Genomic DNA, 18453 nt, shown 5'->3' on the forward strand with positions numbered 1-18453 from the left:
CGCCGAGCAGCCCGTGCTCGTGCCGCTGTCGGCCCGTACCGAGGAGCAGCTGCGGCAGAGTGCCGCCCGGCTCCGCGACGCCCTCGCCGGGGCCACGGCGGACGGCACCGCGCCCGCGCTGCGCGACCTCGCGCACACCCTGCGGACCGGCCGCGTCGCCTGGGACGTACGCGTCGCCTTCGTGGTCCGGGACACCGCCGAACTGACGCGACAGCTCGACGCGTTCGCCACCCGGGGGACGCCCCCGGCGCAGGGCACGACGGACCTCCACGCCACGGCACGGCACTGGGCCGACGGCGGCACCGTCGACTGGCAGGCCCGGCCCGCCGCCCCGGGCGAGGCGCCGCCGCGCAAGGTGTCCCTGCCGACGTACCCCTTCGCCGGGGACCGGCACTGGGTGCCCACCGACGGCCGCCGCGACGCCCCGCGTCCGACAGCCGAAGCCGGCCGGGCCGCCCCGGCGGCCCCGGTCGAGGCGCCGGTCGTCCCGCCCCCCGGTCTGCTGACCGTGCCGCGCTGGACCGCGACACCCGCGCCCGCCGCGGCCGGCCCTGCGCCGAGCCGGGTACTGATCGTCGCCGACCGGCCGGGAGCCGCACTCGCCGGGGCCCTGGCCGAGCACTACCGGCACGGCGGCGGAGCCCCCGCGGTGACCGAGGTCCCGCTCGACGGCTTCTCCGACCTCGACGGACCGGCCCCCGACCGCGTCCACCTCGTGACCGGCGCGGCCCCGGACGCCGAGGAGCGGGCGGCCGCCGCCGAACTCGCCCTGCTCCGCGTCGTCAAAGCCGTCCGGCGGACCGCACCCGAGGGCACCACCGGCCTCTGGGTCACCACCCAGGACACCCAGTCCGTGGCCGGTGAGCGCAGCACGCCCCACGGTGCGGGCCTGGCCGGCCTCGCGTACTTCGTGGCCCGCGAATCCGGCCGCTTCGCGGTGCGCAACCTCGACGTGGCGGGCACCGACCTGCGCACGCCCGGGGGCCGCGCGGCCGTCGCCGCCGCCGTGGCGGCCGAGCCCCCGTCCCCGGCCGGTGACCTCGTGGCGCTGCGCGGCGGTCGCCGCCACCGGCAGGAGGTGCGCCCGGTGGAGCCGTCCGAGGCGGCCCGCCCCGGCCTGCCCGGCATCCGGCCCGGCGGCACCTACGTGGTGGTCGGCGGCAGCGGATTCGTCGGCCGCGTCGTCAGCCGCCATCTCATCGACCGGTACGACGCCAAGGTGGTCTGCGTCGGGCGCAGGCCGCAGAGCGACCCCGCCGTCCGCGAGGCGCTGTACGGCGACCGCGTCGGCTACGTCCAGGGCGACGTCACCGACCCGCACCAGGCACGCCGGGCGATGGCCGGTGCGAAGGCGCTCCTCGGGGAGATCCACGGCGTGCTCTTCGCGGGCGCCACCCGCATCACCGGGGCGCCCGGCGCGCTCGCCGGACTCGGCGAGGACGAGTTCCGCGCGCACTACGAGGTCAAGGCCCAGGGCGCGCGCAACGTGTACGAGGCGGTCGCCGAGGAGCCGCTCGACTTCCTCCTCTACTTCTCCTCCGCACAGGCCTTCTCGTTCGGCGGAGCGGGCACCCACGCCGCGTACGCGGCCGGGATCACCTCCGCCGACGCCTTCGCCCGCTCGGTCGGCCCCGACGCTCCGTTCCCGGTCGGGATCGTCAACTGGGGTGCCTGGCGGGCGTCGTTCGGCGAGGCGGCGAAGGACTACCCGGGGCTCGGCTTCCTCGACGACGAGGAGGGAGCCGCCTGCTTCGACACGGCGGTACGCCTGCTGCGCGCGGACCGGCACCGGCAGGTCGTCGGGATGCGCGCGGCGGCTCCCGCGACGGCCCGCCCCGCGGGCACGACGCCCGGGCGGACGACCACCGGCCCGCACCAGCAGGACACTTCGCGACCGGACCCGGCCGGCCGCGGCGACCGGCGTCCGGAGATCCGGCGGCTGCTCGTGGAGCGGCTGGCCCGGACGCTGCGCGTGCCGCAGGCGGACCTGTCGCCGTCGACGGCGTTCGCCGACCTCGGCGTCGACTCGATCACCGGCTCGACGTTCGTCGCACGGATCGGCGAGGAACTCGGTATCGAGCTGAACGCCGCCGCGCTGTACGAGTTCACCTCCGTCGAGCGCCTGACCGGCCATCTGGCCGAGCTGCTCCGGGAAGCGCCACCCGCCGCGCCGACGGCACCCGAGACACCGACGCCTCCAGGGACACCCATGACAGCGGCATCCGACGACCTGATCGCGGGGTTGGAGGCACGCTTCGCCGCCGGAGAGCTCTCCGCGGCCGACGTGCTCGACCTGCTCGACGCCGAACTGGCCACGAGGGAGCAACGATGAGCAGCGCAGACTTCCGCGACATCCTCGACGGATACGCGAGGGGCACGGTCGGCGCGGAGCAGGCACGCGGTCTGCTGGACGCACGCCGCGCCGGGCCGGGCACGCCCACCCCGGCGGGCGACGGCCGGGACCGGCACGAATCCGCCGACCGTTCGCCGATGCTGGACATCGCCGTGGTCGGCATGGCCGGACAGTTCCCCGGTGCCGCCGACGTCCGCGCGTTCTGGCACAACCTCACCGAGGGCCGGGTCGGCTACGGCGAGCTGCCCGACCACTACGTCGCCGCGGACGACCCCGGGGGCTACCGCTGGGGCGGCGCGCTGACCGAACGGGACAGCTTCGACGCGGAGTTCTTCGGCATCCGCCCGCACGAGGCCGACCTGATGAGCCACAACCAGCGGCTGCTGCTCCAGGAGAGCTGGCACGCCCTGGAGGACGCCTCACTCGACCCCACGTCCCTGGCGGGTTCCCGCACCGGGCTGTTCATCGGCGCCGAGCCCACCGGCTACCCGCACGAGTCGTTCACCGGCGCCTCCGACGCGCTCGTGGCGTCCCGGCTGTCCTACTTCCTCGACCTGCGCGGCGCCGCGCTCGTCGTCAACACGGCCTGCTCGTCCTCCCTCGCCGCCGTCCACCTGGCCTGCCAGAGCCTGCGCTCCGGCGAGTCGTCACTGGCTGTGGTCGGCGGCGTGAACGCGGGCCTGGACGCCCGCGGCCTCGACCTCCTCGTCGAGAGCGGCGCGATGTCGCCGAGCGGGCAGTGCCGCACCTTCGACGCCGACGCGAACGGCACCGTCTACTCCGAGGCGGTGGCGGTCCTCGTGCTCAAGCCGCTGGCGGACGCGGTGGCCGACGGCGACCACATCCACGGCGTGGTGCGCGCGACCGGCATGAACCAGGACGGCGCGAGCAACGGCATCACCGCTCCCAACGGCACCGCGCAGGAAGAGCTCGTCGTCGACACCTACCGGCGCTTCGGCATCCCCGCCGAACGGGTCGGATACGTCGAGGCGCACGGCACCGGCACCGCCCTCGGCGACCCGGTGGAGGCCAACGCACTGGTGCGGGCCTTCCGGCGGCTGACCGGCGAGCGGGAGTTCTGCGCCATCGGCAGCGCGAAGGCGCACATCGGTCACACGGGCGCCCCCGCGGGCGTCGTCGGACTGATCAAGGTCCTGCTGTCGATGCGGCACGGCCGGCTCGTCGGCCTGCCGACCCTGCGCACCCTCAACCCCCTGATCGACTTCGGCGACTCGGCCTTCGTGCCCGACGACACCCCCCGGCCCTGGCCGCCCGCCGACACGCCCCTGCTGGCCGCGGTGAACTCCTTCGGCCACAGCGGCACCAACGCGCACGTGGTCGTCGAGCAGTACGTCCCCCTCGCCCCGGGCCCCGGCCGCATCGACGACGGCACACCCCGGCTCGTCCCGCTGTCGGCCCGTACCCCCGAGCGGCTGCGCGCCTACGCACGCGTGCTCGCGGAGCACTTGGAGGAGGCCCCCACCGCCGTCCCGCCGCGCCCCGCGGCCCGCCCCGTGACCGCCGCGCGTGTGTGCGAGCTGGTCGCGGGCGTCCTGGGCGTGGATCCCGCCGAGATCGACCCGGACGAGCGACTGGACTCCTACGGCGTACGCCCGGAACAGTTCGCCCGCATCGGCGAGGCGCTGGACACCGCGTTCGGACCGCGCCCGGACGCCGACGCCCCGCATGCGGGCCGTACGGCCGCGGAGCTGGCACGGCTCGCCTCGGACGGGGACGCGCAGGGCTGCGCCGACCCGGCCGGGACCGTGGCCGACGGGGCCGCGCCCGCGTCGCTGGCCGACGTGGCCCGCACCCTCCAGCTCGGCCGCGCCGCACTCCCGTCCCGCGCCGCGCTCCTCGTACGCGACCGTGCCGAACTGCTCTCCGGGCTACGGGCCCTGGCCGCGGGGCGGGAGCTCCCTGACACCTGCTGGGCGGGCGACGTCGACGCGCGGGGTGACGTCGTCCGGCTCTTCGGGGACGACGACGAGCTGCGCGAGGCCGTCGGCAAGTGGTTGGAGCGCGGCAAGCTCGCCCGGGTCGCGGAGTTGTGGGTGCGCGGCGGTCCCGTCGACTGGCGGCGACTGCACGGGGACGGCACGCCCCACCGGGTGCCGCTGCCGGGCTATCCGTTCGAGCCGACGCACCACGGCATCCCCGCGGCCGCCACCACGGCGCCGCCCGCCGTCGCGGCCGCGCCCCGGGCGGAGAGCCCGGTCCCGGCGGCCGAGGCTCCCGCCCGGCGCCCGGAGCGGCCGCAGGCCGCCGAGGAGCGCCCGGAGCGGCTGCTGGAGGCCATGGAGGACCGGATCGCCGCGCTGGCCACCGAACTCACCGGCGGCACCGACGGCGACGACGCGGTCGACCCGAGGGAACAGCTGGACCGCTTCGGGATCGACTCGATCACCCGCACCCGCCTCAACAGCCTGCTGAGCGAGGCGTTCCCGGCGGCCTCGCGCACGCTCTTCTTCGAGTTCGCGAAGGTCGAGGACGTGGCCGGGCACCTGACGGGCGCCTTCCCCGACGCGTGCCGGGCCTTCCTCGGCCGGGACGGCACGGCGGCCGTCGCCCCACCGGCCCACGAGGAACCGGCCCCCGACGCGAAGGCCCGGGAAACGGCACCCATGCCGGAGCCCACGCCGGAGCCGTCGCCGGAGGCGGGGCCCGAGACAGCAGCCGAGGCGAACCCCGCAACGGAACCCGAGGCAGAAGCCGACGCGACAGCCGAGACCGAGACCAAGGCCGAGGCCGAGGCCGACGCCGACGCGGCGGCCGAGACCGAAGCCGACGCGCTCGACGGCGCCGTCGCGATCATCGGTATGAGCGGCACCTTCCCCGACGCCCCCGACAGCGACAGCTACTGGCGGCTCCTGATGGACGGCCGCTCCGCCGTCACCGAGATCCCGCACCGGCGCTGGGACTGGCGCGAGCACTACGACCCGCACCCCGAGGGCGACGACGTCGTGCGCAAGGCGCACTCCAAGTGGGGCGCGTTCCTGGCCGACTTCGACCGGTTCGACCCCGCGCTCTTCCACTTCACCGAGCCGGAGGCGCGCAACACCGATCCCCAGGTGCGGCTGTTCCTCCAGGAGTGCTGGACGGCCCTGGAGGACGCGGGCTACGCCCCCTCGAAGATGCCCGCCGACGTACGCGGCCGGATCGGCGTGTTCGCGGGCGGCGCGAAGCACGGCTTCACCCGGCTCGGCGCCGAGGGCCGCCTGGAGATGCCCCGCACCTCGTTCGGCGACATGGTCAACCGGGTCTCCTTCCAGTTCGACCTGGGCGGCCCCAGCAAGGCCGTCGACACCGCCTGCTCCTCCGCGCACGTCGCCCTGCACGAGGCCGTCGAGAGCCTGCGCGCCGGCCGCTGCGACCTCGCCCTCGCCGGAGCCGTCAACCTCTACCTGCACCCCTCGACGTACGTCGAACTGGCCACCGTGGGCCTGCTCTCCGACCGCTCCGACTGCGCGTCCTTCGGCCTGGCGGCCGACGGGATCGTGCCCGGCGAGGGCGTCGGCGCGGTGCTGCTCAAGCCGCTGCGCCAGGCGCTGCGCGACGGCGACCCGGTGCGTGCGGTCATCCGGGGCAGCGCCGTCAACCACAACGGCCGCACCATCGGCTTCACCAGCCCCAGTTCCCGGCGACAGGCCGAGGTGATCGGGGCGGCCCTGGAAGACGCCGGGGTCGACCCGCGGACGGTCAGCTACGTGGAAGCCACCGCGAACGGCTCGGAGATCGGCGACGCCGTCGAGATGACGGCCCTCACCCAGGCCTTCGAGGACCGGCCGGGCACCGTGGGGCGGTTCGGCATCGGCTCCCTGAAGCCCAACATCGGCCACGGCGAGGCCTCCGCAGGGATGGCCCAGCTCTTCAAGGTCGTCCTCGCCCTCCAGCACCGCACCCTGCCGCCGACGCGGCTGCCCGACGCGTTCAACCCGGCGATCGACATCGACCGGCTGCCCTTCGCACTGTCCCCGGACCCCGTGCCGTGGGACCGGGTCGTGGTGGACGGCGTGCCCGCGCCGCGCCGCGCGGGCATCACCGGCCTCGGCGGCGGCGGCACCAACGCGCACGTCGTCGTCGAGGAGGCCCCCGAACCCCCGCCGCGCACCCGGGCGGCCCGGCGCGGGCCGGTCCTCTTCGTCCTCTCGGCGCACACCGAGGAACGGCTCGGCGCGTACGTGGACATCTGGCTCGACTTCCTCGGCCGGCAGCCCTCCGCCGACCTCACGGACATCGCGTACACCCTCCAGGTCGGACGCGTGGACCTGACCCACCGTCTGGCGGTCCTCGCGTCCGGCGCCGAGGAACTGCGCGGGCACCTGACGCGCTGGCGCCGCGGCCGTGCCGGGGACGCCGTGTTCGCGGCGGTCGCGGGCCGGCCGGACGCGGCGGGGCTCGACGCGGCGCTGCGCGAGCGGGACCTCGGCCGGGTGGCCGACCTGTGGGTGCGCGGCGCGACGGTCGACTGGACCGGTCTGTACGACGGGCCGGAGAGCGTCCCGGCGCGGAAGCCGGGCCTGCCGACGTACCCGTTCGAGCGCCGGTCCTGCTGGGTCGGGGCCGCCGCGCCCGCAGCCGTCGCCGACGCGCGGCGGACCGCGGGGCACCCGCTGCTCGCCTCCTCCGTCCCGCTCGCCGACGGCGGCACCGTGTTCAGCGGCGAGGTGTCGCTGGACACCCACCCCTGGATCGCCGATCACGCGGTGTCCGGCACCGTGCTCTTCCCCGGCACGGGCTTCGTGGAGATGGCGCTGCACGCCGGAAGGGAACTGGGCTGCGGGCGAATCGAGGAGCTGACCCTGGAGGCACCCCTCACCCTCACCGAGCAGGGCGGCGCCCGGCTGCAGCTCGTCGTCCGGGCCCCCGACGCCACCGGCGCCCGGCCCGTCGAGGTGTACTCGCCGGCCCCCGACGGGACGGACCGGGGCGGAGCGGACCACGACGGCAAGGACACCGGGCCGGACGTGTCCGCGCGGACCTGGACACGACACGCGGCCGGGCTGCTCACGGCCGAGGACGCCGACGCCGGATTCGACCTCGCGGTGTGGCCCCCGGCCGACGCCGAGTCCGTCCCGGTGGACGACTACTACCGCCTGATGGCCGACGCCGGTTACGCGTACGGCCCGGCGTTCCGCGGGCTGCGCGCCGTGTGGCGGCGCGGCGACGAGGTGTTCGCCGAGGCCGCCCTCGACGACGGGGCCGAAGCGGCCCGTTACGGCCTGCACCCCGCGCTGCTCGACTCGGCCCTGCACGCCATGGGCTTCGGCGGGTTCGTCCGCGACGGCGGGGGACTGCTGCCGTTCTCCTGGTCCGGAATGCGGTTGTTCGGCGGCGGGGCCGACACGGTCCGGGTACGGCTGACCGGGGCGGGGACGGACGCCGTCGCGGCGATCGTCGCCGACACCGCGGGCAGGCCGCTGGCCGCTCTCGACACGCTCGTGCTGCGCCCGGCCGGCGGCGCACGGCAGGGCCCGGCCCGCCCCGCCCTGCCCGACGAGCTCCTGCGCCTGGACTGGACGCCGCTCGCGCCGGCCGACGCGCCCGCGCTCCCGTGGACCACGGCGGGGCCCGACGACCTCGGGCTCGCCGCGGCGCTGCGCCGGGCGGGTACCGAGGCGGCCGCCGACGGCGCGGGCGAGATCGCGCTGGTGTCCCTGCACGCCGCGGCCACGGACGACCCGGCGGCCGGCATCCAGGACGCCACCGCCCGCGCGCTCGACCTCGTGCGCGGCTGGCTCGCCGACGACACCCAGACCGCGACGCGCCTGGCCGTCGTCACCCGGCGGGCGGTGTCCACCCGGGTCGGCGAGGACGTCGAGGACCTGGTGAACGCCCCGGTGTGGGGTCTGCTGCGGGCCGCGCAGGCCGAGAACCCCGACCGGCTCCTCCTCGTCGACGTGGACGGCGACGACGCCTCCACCGCCGCGCTGCCCGCCGCGGTCACCGCCGCCGTCAGCGCCGGTGAATCCCAGGTCGCGCTGCGCGGGGGAGCGGCCACGGTCGCCCGCCTCGCCCCGCTCGCCACCGGCGGCGCGCTGGTGCCGCCCGCCGACGGCACGGCCTGGCGCCTGGACACCGAAGGCGCCGGCACCCTCGACCACCTCGCCCTGCTGCCCTGGCCCGCCGCCGACGCCCCCTTGGCGCCCGGTCAGGTGCGCGTGGAGGTGCGGGCCGCGGGCCTCAACTTCCGCGACGTGCTCGGCGCGCTCGGCATGTACCCCGGCGAACTGACGCTGGGCGCCGAAGGGGCGGGCACCGTCGTCGAGGCCGGGGCCGACGTCACGCACCTCGCGGTCGGCGACCGGGTGATGGGGCTCTTCCCGAGCGGCCTCGGGCCGGTCTGCGTGGCCGACGCGCACACCGTCGTACCGATGCCCGAGGGCTGGACCTTCGAGCAGGCCGCCGCCGTCCCGGTCGCCTTCGCCACCGCCTACTACGGCCTGGTCGACATGGGCGGCCTCGGCTCCGGCGAGGCGGTCCTCGTGCACGCGGCGGCGGGCGGCGTCGGCATGGCCGCCGTACAGCTCGCCCGGCACCTGGGCGCGGAGGTCTTCGCCACCGCGAGCGAGGGCAAGTGGGACGCCGTACGCGCCCTCGGGGTGCCGGACGACCACCTCGCCTCCTCGCGCGACCTGGACTTCGAGGAGAAGTTCCGCACCGTCACCGAGGGCCGCGGCGTGGACGTCGTCCTGGACTCCCTGGCCCGCGAGTTCGTCGACGCCTCGCTGCGCCTGCTGCCGCGCGGCGGCCGGTTCGTCGAGATGGGCAAGACCGACATCCGCGACGCCGGACAGGTCGCCACCGAGCACTTCGCCGTCCGCTACCGGGCGTTCGACATCGTCGACGCGGGGCCGCGGCGCATCGGCGAGATCCTGCGGGAGATCGTCGACCTCTTCGCCCGCGGCGTCCTCAGCCATCTGCCGCGCCGGAGCTGGGACCTGCGGCGCGCACCGGACGCCTTCCGGTACATGAGCCAGGCCCGGCACGTCGGGAAGATCGTCCTGACCGTGCCGCGCCGACCCGACCCCGCGCACACCGTCCTGATCACCGGTGGCACCGGGACCCTCGGCGCGCTCCTCGCCCGGCACCTGGTGACCGCGCGCGGCGCCCGCCACCTGCTCCTGCTCAGCAGGCGCGGCCCGGACGCCCCGGGCGCGGCCGAGCTGACCGCCGAACTCACCGCCGCGGGAGCCGAGGTGACCGTGGTGGCCTGCGACGTCGCCGACCGCGCACGGCTCGCCGAGGTGCTCGACGCCCTCCCCGCCGCCCACCCGCTCGGCACCGTCGTGCACACCGCGGGCGACCTGGACGACGGCGTCTTCGACGCGCTGACCCCCGAGCGGCTCGCCCGCGTGCTGCGGCCCAAGGCCGAGGGCGCCCTGAACCTGCACCGGCTGACCCGGGACAAGGACCTCGCCGAGTTCGTCCTCTTCTCCGGCGCGGCCGGCGTCCTGGGCAACCCCGGACAGGCCAACTACGCGGCCGCCAGCTCCTTCCTGGACGCGCTGGCCCAGCACCGCCGGGCACACGGACTGCCCGGCACCTCGCTCGCCTGGGGCTACTGGGAGCAGGCCACCGGCCTCACCCGGCACCTCAGCGAGGGCGACACCGGACGGATGGCCCGCGGCGGCCTGCTGCCGCTGCCCTCCGCGGACGGACTCGCCCTCTTCGACGTGGCCCGCGGCGCCGACGAACCGCTCCAGGTGCCGATGCGCCTCGACCCCGAGGCGCTGCGCACCCAGGCCGAGTCCGGCGCGGGACACCCGCTGCACCGGGGCCTCGTGCGGACCTCGCCCCGGTCGACGGCGCCCGCCGAGGCGCCGGACGGCGACAGCCTCGACGGGTACGCCGACCTGACCGGGGCGGAGCGGCTCGCCGCGCTCCTGGATCTGGTCTGCCGCCAGGTCGGGGCCGTCCTGGTCACCGATCCCGCGACGATCGGGGCCGACACCGGCTTCGTCGAACTCGGCCTGGACTCCCTGACCGCCGTGGAACTGCGCAACCGGCTCAACCGCGCCACCGGGCTGCGGCTGCCCGTCACCCTCGTCTTCGACCACCCGGCGCCGGGACCGCTCGCCGCGTATCTGCGCGACCGGCTGGCCAAGGCGGAGAAGGCGACCACGGCGGGGAAGCCGGCCAGGATCGATAAAGCGGCCACGACCGGGAAACCGGCCACGGTGTCGGAGCCGACCACGGTGTCAACGGGGACGACGACGGCGGCGGCGACCGCGAACCCGCCGAAGGACTCGCCCGACACCGTGGCGCAGGCATCGTCCTCCACCACCCAGGCCGCCCCGGTCGCCGAACCCCCGTACCACCGCCACCGCCGTCTGCTCGCCGATGCCGGGCTCGAACGGCTCGGCGCCGTCCTGGAGTTCGCCTGTCACGGGAGCGAGCCCCTCGTCGCCCTCGCGGCGGACCACCCGGAGCTGATCGTGCACGGCGCGACCGGCGACAAGGAACTCGCCGACGCCGCCGCACGGCAGATCGCCGGACACGGCCTGGCGGACCGGGCCGCGGTGTTCCACCGCAGCGGCCCGCTCGCCCCCTTCCCCGGCCGCTACGACCTGGCGTACGGCATCGACGGCTGCGCCCGGACCGAGGACAAGCAGACCCTCTTCGCCCACCTGGACGCGGCCCTCGTGGACGGCGGACAGCTCCTCGTCGACGACCATCTGTGCACCCTCAGCGGCGACTTGGCCGACTCCGACGCGGGAATCAGCGTCCCCACCGCGCGCACCTGGACCGAACTGTTCGCGCGGAACAGGTTCGTGGTCGAGGCCGTCACGGCGTACGACGAGCCGGGCCCCGCAACCGACCCCGACCTGGCCGGGCCGCTGCGCCACGGCTGGATCGAGCGCCGCCTGTTCCGGCTGCGCAAGGACACCTCCACCACCGAAGAGGACCGCCTGCGGACCAACCGGGCCCACCTGGCCGAGACCACCGCGCAGCCGCGCGCCCCGCGAAGCTGAAGGAGAAAGAGAGCTCATGTCGCTCCACGTCAAGCAGGCGCTGTCGGAGATCGCGGCCCGGGTCCTCGACGCCGAACCCGAGCGGATCGCCCGGGCGTCCTTCCACGACCTCGGTCTGACCCCGGTCGCAACCGTCGCCCTCACCGAAGAGGTCAACGCCCGCTTCGGCACGGCCCTGCCCACCGGCGCGGTCGCTGACGCGGGCGACCTCGACCGGCTCGCCGAGCGCGTCACGGCCGCCCTGGACCGCCAGGCGCCGCCGGAGGCCGTCGCGGTGATCGGCATGCACTGCCGCGCCGCGGGCGCCCGGAACCCCGACGAGCTGTGGCAGGTCATCAGCGCGGGCGAGGACCGCACCACCGAGGTCGACGACCCGGTCGCGCTCTCCCTGCTCGCCGAGCACTTCCCGGACGTCGCCGCGCCCCGCTACGGCGCGATGGCCGACAGCGACGCGTTCGACCCGGCGTTCTTCCGGATCGCGCCGCGCGAGGCCGCCGCGATGGACGCGGCCCAGCGCGTCCTGCTCGAATCCTGCTACCACGCCCTGGAGGACGCGGGCCAGGACGCCTCCGCCCTGCGGGGCCGCGCCGTCGCGACGGTCGTCGGCAGCACCGGTCTCGCGCCGCAGGCCGAGTACTCGGCGCACGCCCTGATGGGCTCCGACACCAGCATCATGGCGGCCCGGCTCGCCTACCAGCTCGACCTGAGCGGCCCGGCGATGACGATCGACACCGCCTGCTCCTCCTCGCTCGTCGCGGTCGACATCGCGCGCAGGCTGCTGCTCGACGGCGAGTCGGACCTCGCGCTGGCCGGTGGCGTGTACGTGGCCAACCATCCCGGGACCTTCGTCACCATGGAGGCCCTCGGCACCGTCTCGCCGGGACGGGCCTGCCGCCCCTTCGACGCCGACGCCGACGGCATGCTCGTCGGCGAGGGCGTCGGCGTCCTCGTCCTGAAACGGCTCTCCGACGCCGTCCGCGACCACGACCGCGTCCTCGGCGTCATCCGCGGCAGCGGCACCAACCAGGACGGCCGCACCTCCGGCATCACCTCGCCCAGCTCCGCCGCGCAGAGCCACCTGCTCCGGGACGTCTACCGCCGCAGCGGGGTCGACATGGGCCGCCTGCGCTACCTGGAGGCGCACGGCACCGGGACCAGCCTCGGCGACCCGATCGAGGTGCACGGCCTGACCGAGGCGTTCGCCGCCTTCACCGACCGCAGGCAGTTCTGCGCGCTCGGCTCCGTCAAGGCCAACATCGGCCACACGATGGGCGCCGCCGGTGTCCTCGGTGCCATCAAGGTGCTGCTGTGCCTGCGCCACGGCACGCTCCCGCCCGCCGCCAACTTCCGTACGGAGAACAAGCACGCCGACTTCGAGGAGAGCCCCGTCTACGTCAGCGGGGAGCCCGCCGACTGGGTGGCCGACGGCCCCGCCCCGCGAGTGGCGGGCGTGAGCTCGTTCGGCTACAGCGGCACCAACGCCCACGTCATCATCGAGGAGTACGTGGCGCCCGAGGCGCCCACCCGCACCCTGCCCCGGCGCAGGCAACTCGTGCCGCTCTCCGCGCGGAGCGCCGATCAGCTCCGGACGAAGGCCGCGGAGCTGGCGGCCCACCTGCGCGGGACCGAGGCCGGTGACGACGCGCTCTGCGACGTGGCGTACACGCTCCAGGTCGGCCGCGAGGCGTTCGCCGAACGCCTCGCCGTCACCGCCGACACGATGGCCGAACTCCTGGAGCGCCTGGACGCGTTCGCCGACGGCGCCACCGAGGTGGCCGGCACGCGGCACGGGCAGGTCACCGACCGCCGCCCGGGCGCAGCGGTCGCCGGGCGCGACGTCGACGAGCTGGCCGCCGCCTGGACCACCGGGGCCACGGTGGACTGGCCCCGCCTGCACACCGGCGGCGCCCCGCGCCGCGTCGCCCTGCCCGGCCACCCCTTCGTACGCGACGTGTTCCCGCACGTCTGGGCCGACGGCACCGCACCCGGCACCACCGCTCGGACGGCGGCGGCCGAGGAACCGGACGCCGCGGCCGTGCCCTCCGTCCTCGCCGAACTCGACGACGCCGCCGACGCACACCTGCGCGCCGACCCCGCGGCGGGCGACCTGGCGGCCGCCCTGCGCTCCGACGTGATGGTGCGCGAGCTCACCCAGGTGTGCCGCCGGATGCTGTTCGCCTCGCTGCGCCGGATGGACGTCTTCACCACGGCGGGGGAGCGCCACCGCGAGGAGGACCTCGCCGGCCGGCTCGGCGTCGTCGACGAGCACGCCCCCCTCTTCCACGGGCTGCTCGGCGTCCTGACCGAAGGCGGCTATCTGCGCGCCGAGGGCGAGGAACTGGTCACCACGGACCTCGTCACCGAGCCGGGCCGCCTGACCTGGGACGAGGACGAACTGGCCGCCCTCAAGCGCGAGGTGACCGCCGAATACCCGGAGATGGACGGCTACTTCCACCTCCTGACGATCTGCCTGGAGGAGTTCCCCGAGGTCCTCACCGGCCGCAGGAAGGCCCACGAAGTACTGTTCCCCGGCGGCTCCTTCGACGCGGTGGAGGCCGTCTACCACAGCGACGGCGACACCAACGGGCTGGTCGCCGGGCTCGTCGCCCGGTACGTGCGCGCCCGCCGCGAACGCGACCCCGAGGCCACCGTCTCCGTCCTGGAGATCGGCGCGGGCACCGGCGGCACCACCGCGAAGGTGCTGCCCGCGCTGGACGGCACCGACGGGCGGCTCGGCTATGTGTACACCGACATCTCGCGCGGCTTCACGCAGTACGGGCGCAACCAGTACGGCAAGGACCACCCCTTCGTGACCTTCGCCCCGCTGGACATCGAGAGCGCGCCCGCCGCGCAGGGCTTCGCCCCCGGCACCCAGGACCTCGTCCTCGCCTGCAACGTCCTGCACGCGACCCGCAACATCGACACCACCCTGGCCCACGCCCGGCAACTGCTGCGCCCCGGCGGCGTCCTGATCCTCCTGGAGACCACCCGCGCCCAGGACTTCTTCACCCTCACCTTCGGCCTCATGGGCGGCTGGTGGGCCTTCGAGGACGACGGCAGGCTGCCGGGCTCCCCGCTGCTCAGCGTCCCCCTGTGGCGCCGGGCCCTGGAACGCGGCGGCTTCCGCTCGGTGCGCAGTCTCTCGCCCGCGCCGGTCCGCGAGGACCGGGCCTACCAGGCGGTCGTCCTCGCCGAGAAGGGGGGCGCCCCGACCGGCGCCGCGCCCGTCACCCCCGCACGGCCCGCAGTACGGCCCGCACCGGCACCGGACGAGGCGCCCCGGACGGCGGCCCACACTCAGCCGGCCCGCACCGGACCGGCCCCCGCCGCGCCCGCTGTCGACACCACCGCCGCGGAGCCCGGCGGCTCGCTCCAGCAGCTCGTCGCCGACGCCTGGCGCGAGGTGCTCGGCGTCACCGCCGTCCACCCGGACGACGACTTCCAGGAGGTGGGCGGCGACTCGATCCTGGCGACCCAGATCATCTCCCGGATCAAGAGCGGCTTCCCGATCGAGCTGGACCTCGGCGAACTCTTCCAGGCCCGCACCCTCGCGGACATGGTGCGGCTCCTCGAAGCCGAACTGATCGACCGCATCGAGGAGTTGCCAGAAGAGACCGTCAGCACCCTGCTCGCCTGAACCGGCGAGAGCCGGGACGCCGCCGACGACCCCAAGGAGTTGCCCGCACCATGTCCCCCGAAGACCTCGCCCCCGCACGCAAGTCGCAGCTCTCCCCCCAGAAGCGGGCGCTGCTGGAGAAGCTGACCGGCGCGGCCCGCCCGTCGGGGACCGGCGGCATCCCCCGCAGGCCCGCCGGCGCGCGGCCGCCGCTCTCCTTCACCCAGCGGCGCCTGTGGTTCCTCGACCAGATGGTGCCCGGCAGCGCCGCCTACAACGTCCCGATGAGTTTCCGGCTCCGCGGCCCGCTGCGCCACGACGTCCTGCAGCGTGCCGTCGACGAGATCGTCCGCAGGCACGAGTCGCTGCGGACCGTCCTGCCCAGCGAGGACGGCGAGCCCTGGCAGCGGATCCTGCCCGAGTCGGCCGTGCGGGTCGAGCTCGTCGACCTGGCCGCCGACCCGGGAGCGCTCGACGGACTGGTCGACGAGGCGGCGCGCAGGCCCTTCGACCTGGCAGCCGGGCCCCTGCTGCGGGTCACCCTCTACCGCCTCGGCCCCGAGCTGCACGTCGTCCTGCTCAACGCCCACCACATCGTCGTCGACGGCTGGTCGCTCGGCCTGTTCTGGCAGGAACTCCTGACCCTGTACGGGGCCTTCGCCGCCGGGCGCCCGTCCCCGCTCCCGGAACTGCCGGTGCAGTACGCCGACTTCGCCACCTGGCAGCGCGAGCACCTCAGCGGCGACCGGCTCGAACAGCAACTCGCCTACTGGCGACGGCAACTGGGCGAAGGCACCGAACCGCTGGAGCTGCCCTTCGACCGGCCGCGCCCGCCCGTGCAGACCTTCGAGGGGCGCGACCTCAGGACGGTCTTCCCCGGGGAGCTGCGGAGCGGCCTCGGCGATCTGTGCAAGCGCGAGGGCGTCAACCTCTTCACGGTGCTCCTGGGCGCGCTGAACGTCCTCCTGCACCGCTACACCGGGCAGGACGACATCGCGGTCGGCTCGCCGGTCACCAACCGCACCCGGCTGGACATCGAGCAGCTCATCGGGCTGTTCGTGAACACCCTCGTCTACAAGACGAGCCTGGACGGCGAGCCGGACTTCCGTGAGGTGCTGCGCCGGGTGCACGAGGTCGTGAACGGCGCGCACCAGTACCAGGAGGTGCCCTTCGAGGCGGTCGTCGAGGCCCTGCAGCCCGAGCGGTACCTCAGCCAGAACCCGCTGTTCCAGGTGTCGTTCAGCTTCCTGCCCGCGCGCGGGCTCAGCTCGGGCGACGACCTGACGGTCGAGGCCATCGAGGGCATCCGCAACGACACCGCCAAGTTCGACCTGTGGATCAGTGTCGTGGACCGCGACCGGGACTTCCTGGTCGAGGTGGAGTACAACTCCGCGGTCTTCGACGAGGACACCGTGCAGCGGCTGCTCGACGGCTACCGCGTCCTGCTGGAGGCGATCGTCGCCGACCCGGGACTGCGCGTCGGGGAGCTGCCGGTCATGCCCGACGCCGACCGCGAGCGCCTGGAGGCGCAGGGGAGCGGTGCAGAGAGTCCCACGCCCGCGCCCGACCTCGCTGCCGCCCCCGGCCTCGCTCCCGCACCGGGCGATCTGCTGCACGAGGTGGTACGGCGGCGCACGGCCGAGGCGCCCGGCGCCGTCGCGGTCAGCCACGACGGCGAGCACGTCACGTACCGCGAACTCGACGGCCGGGCCAACGCCCTCGCGCACCGGCTGCGCCGGCTGGGCGCGGGCCCCGGCACCCTGGTCGCCCTGTGCGCGGAGCGCTCCGTCGACCTCGTGGTCGGCATCCTCGGCATCCTGAAGTCCGGCGGCGCCTACCTGCCGATCGACGCGAACTACCCGCCGGAGCGCGTCTCCTATCTCCTGACGGACAGCTCCGCGCCGATCCTCGTCGCACAGCCGCACCTCGTCGACGGCCTGCCCGAGCACACCGCCGAGCTGGTCGTCCTCGGCGGGGCGACGGACGAGCACGCGCCCGAACGCGCGCCCGGCGCCGGACCCGACGACCCCGCGTACGTCATCTACACCTCCGGCTCCACCGGCGCGCCGAAGGGAGTCCTGGTCAGCCACGCCAACGTGCTCCGGCTCTTCTCGGCCACCGACGCATGGTTCGGCTTCGGGCGCGCGGACACCTGGACCCTCTTCCACTCCTTCACCTTCGACTTCTCGGTGTGGGAGCTGTGGGGCGCGCTCGCGCACGGCGGACGCCTGGTCGTGGTGCCGCACTGGGTGAGCCGTTCCCCCGAGCACTTCTACGAGCTGCTGCGCGACGAGCGCGTCACCGTGCTCAACCAGACGCCGCTGGCCTTCCGGCACCTGTCGGACGTGGAGCGGGGCGCCCTGAGCCTGCGCGTGGTCGTCTTCGGCGGAGAGGAACTCGACGTACGCAGCCTGGGCCCCTGGTTCGACCGGCACGGGGACCGGTCGCCGCGGCTGGTGAACATGTACGGGATCACCGAGACGACCGTCCACGTCACCTACCGCCCGGTGACCCGCGCGGACGTGGACGCCGCCGTGGTGCGCAGCCCCATCGGCCGACCCCTCCCGGATCTGAAGGTGCGCGTCCTCGACCGCTACGGCCGCGCCACCCCGGTCGGGGTGCGGGGCGAACTGTACGTCGGCGGGGCCGGGGTGACCCTCGGCTATCTGAACCGCCCGGAACTGACCGAGCAGCGCTTCCTGCGCGACCCGGACGGCTCGCGCTGGTACCGGAGCGGGGACCTAGTCCGCCGGACGGCGGACGGGGAACTGGAATACCTGGGCCGCGCGGACGACCAGGTGAAGATCCGCGGCCATCGCATCGAACTGGGCGAGGTCGAGGCGGCGCTCGCCGGGCACCCCGACGTCGGCGAGGCCGTCGTGCTCGCCGGGCCCGAGCCCACGGGGACGGGCAACAAGCGGCTGGTCGCGTACGTCGTGCCGGACGCGCGCGGCGCCACCGGGCGCGACGAGCAGCCACCGGGGCGGGGCGCGGCCGAGGGCACGACGTGGGAGGACGTCTTCGACCGCGTCTACGCCGACGGCGACGGCGGGCCCGCCGACTTCAAGACCACCGGCTGGGACAGCAGTTACGACGGCGCCCCGCTGCCGGACGACGACATGCGCGAGTGGGTGGAGACCACCGTCGAGCGCATCCTGGCCCTGCGCCCCCGGCGCGTCCTGGAGATCGGCTGCGGCACCGGCCTGCTGCTGTCCCGCGTCGCCCCGCACTGCGAGGTGTACCACGCCACCGACATCTCCCGGACGGCCCTGGACCACGTGCGCTCCCGACTGCTCGACCAGCGGGAGGACCTGCGGCATGTGGCGCTGCACGCGGGCGGAGCGGACGACCTGTCCGCCGTCCGGGACCAGCGGTTCGACCTCGTGGTCCTCAACTCCGTCGTCCAGTACTTCCCGAGCGCCGGCTACCTCCGCGACACCCTCGGAGAGGCGGTGCGCCGCGTCGACGACGGCGGCACGGTGCTCGTGGGGGACGTCCGCAACCTCGCC

General features: G+C 75.2%; 3 protein-coding genes and 1 pseudogene (1 of these 4 cut by a window edge). All 4 read left to right on the plus strand.

Features of this window, described 5'->3' with window-relative positions; all coding sequences use genetic code 11:
* Positions 1-2332 carry the 3' end of an amino acid adenylation domain-containing protein gene (locus ACFYXE_RS11005; RefSeq protein ID WP_389311149.1) on the plus strand. The gene continues 21296 nt to the left of window position 1, outside the view, so 2332 of the gene's 23628 nt are visible here — the last part of the coding sequence; its start codon lies beyond the left edge, outside the window; its stop codon occupies positions 2330-2332.
* Positions 2329-11328, plus strand: a complete 9000-nt coding sequence (locus ACFYXE_RS11010) for an SDR family NAD(P)-dependent oxidoreductase (protein WP_389311151.1) — start codon at positions 2329-2331, stop codon at positions 11326-11328. Before ACFYXE_RS11005 ends, ACFYXE_RS11010 begins: the two co-directional genes overlap by 4 nt.
* A gap of 16 nt (positions 11329-11344) precedes the next feature.
* Entirely contained in the window at positions 11345-14965 is a 3621-nt protein-coding gene (locus tag ACFYXE_RS11015) for a beta-ketoacyl synthase N-terminal-like domain-containing protein (protein ID WP_389311153.1), read from the plus strand.
* A 230-nt stretch (positions 14966-15195) separates the two neighbouring features.
* Positions 15196-18390, plus strand: a pseudogene (locus ACFYXE_RS11020) (amino acid adenylation domain-containing protein); the annotation flags it as partial.
* Between the last annotated feature and the right edge of the window lie 63 nt (positions 18391-18453).

The sequence above is a fragment of the Streptomyces sp. NPDC002564 genome (assembly GCF_042889645.1).
Taxonomy (GTDB): domain Bacteria; phylum Actinomycetota; class Actinomycetes; order Streptomycetales; family Streptomycetaceae; genus Streptomyces.

What these genes read in the sequence shown, in the direction of transcription:
- ACFYXE_RS11010 (WP_389311151.1), top strand. Translation starts at nt 2,329, where the DNA reads ATGAGCAGCGCAGACTTCCGCGACATCCTCGACGGATACGCGAGGGGC.
- ACFYXE_RS11015 (WP_389311153.1), top strand. Translation starts at nt 11,345, where the DNA reads ATGTCGCTCCACGTCAAGCAGGCGCTGTCGGAGATCGCGGCCCGGGTC.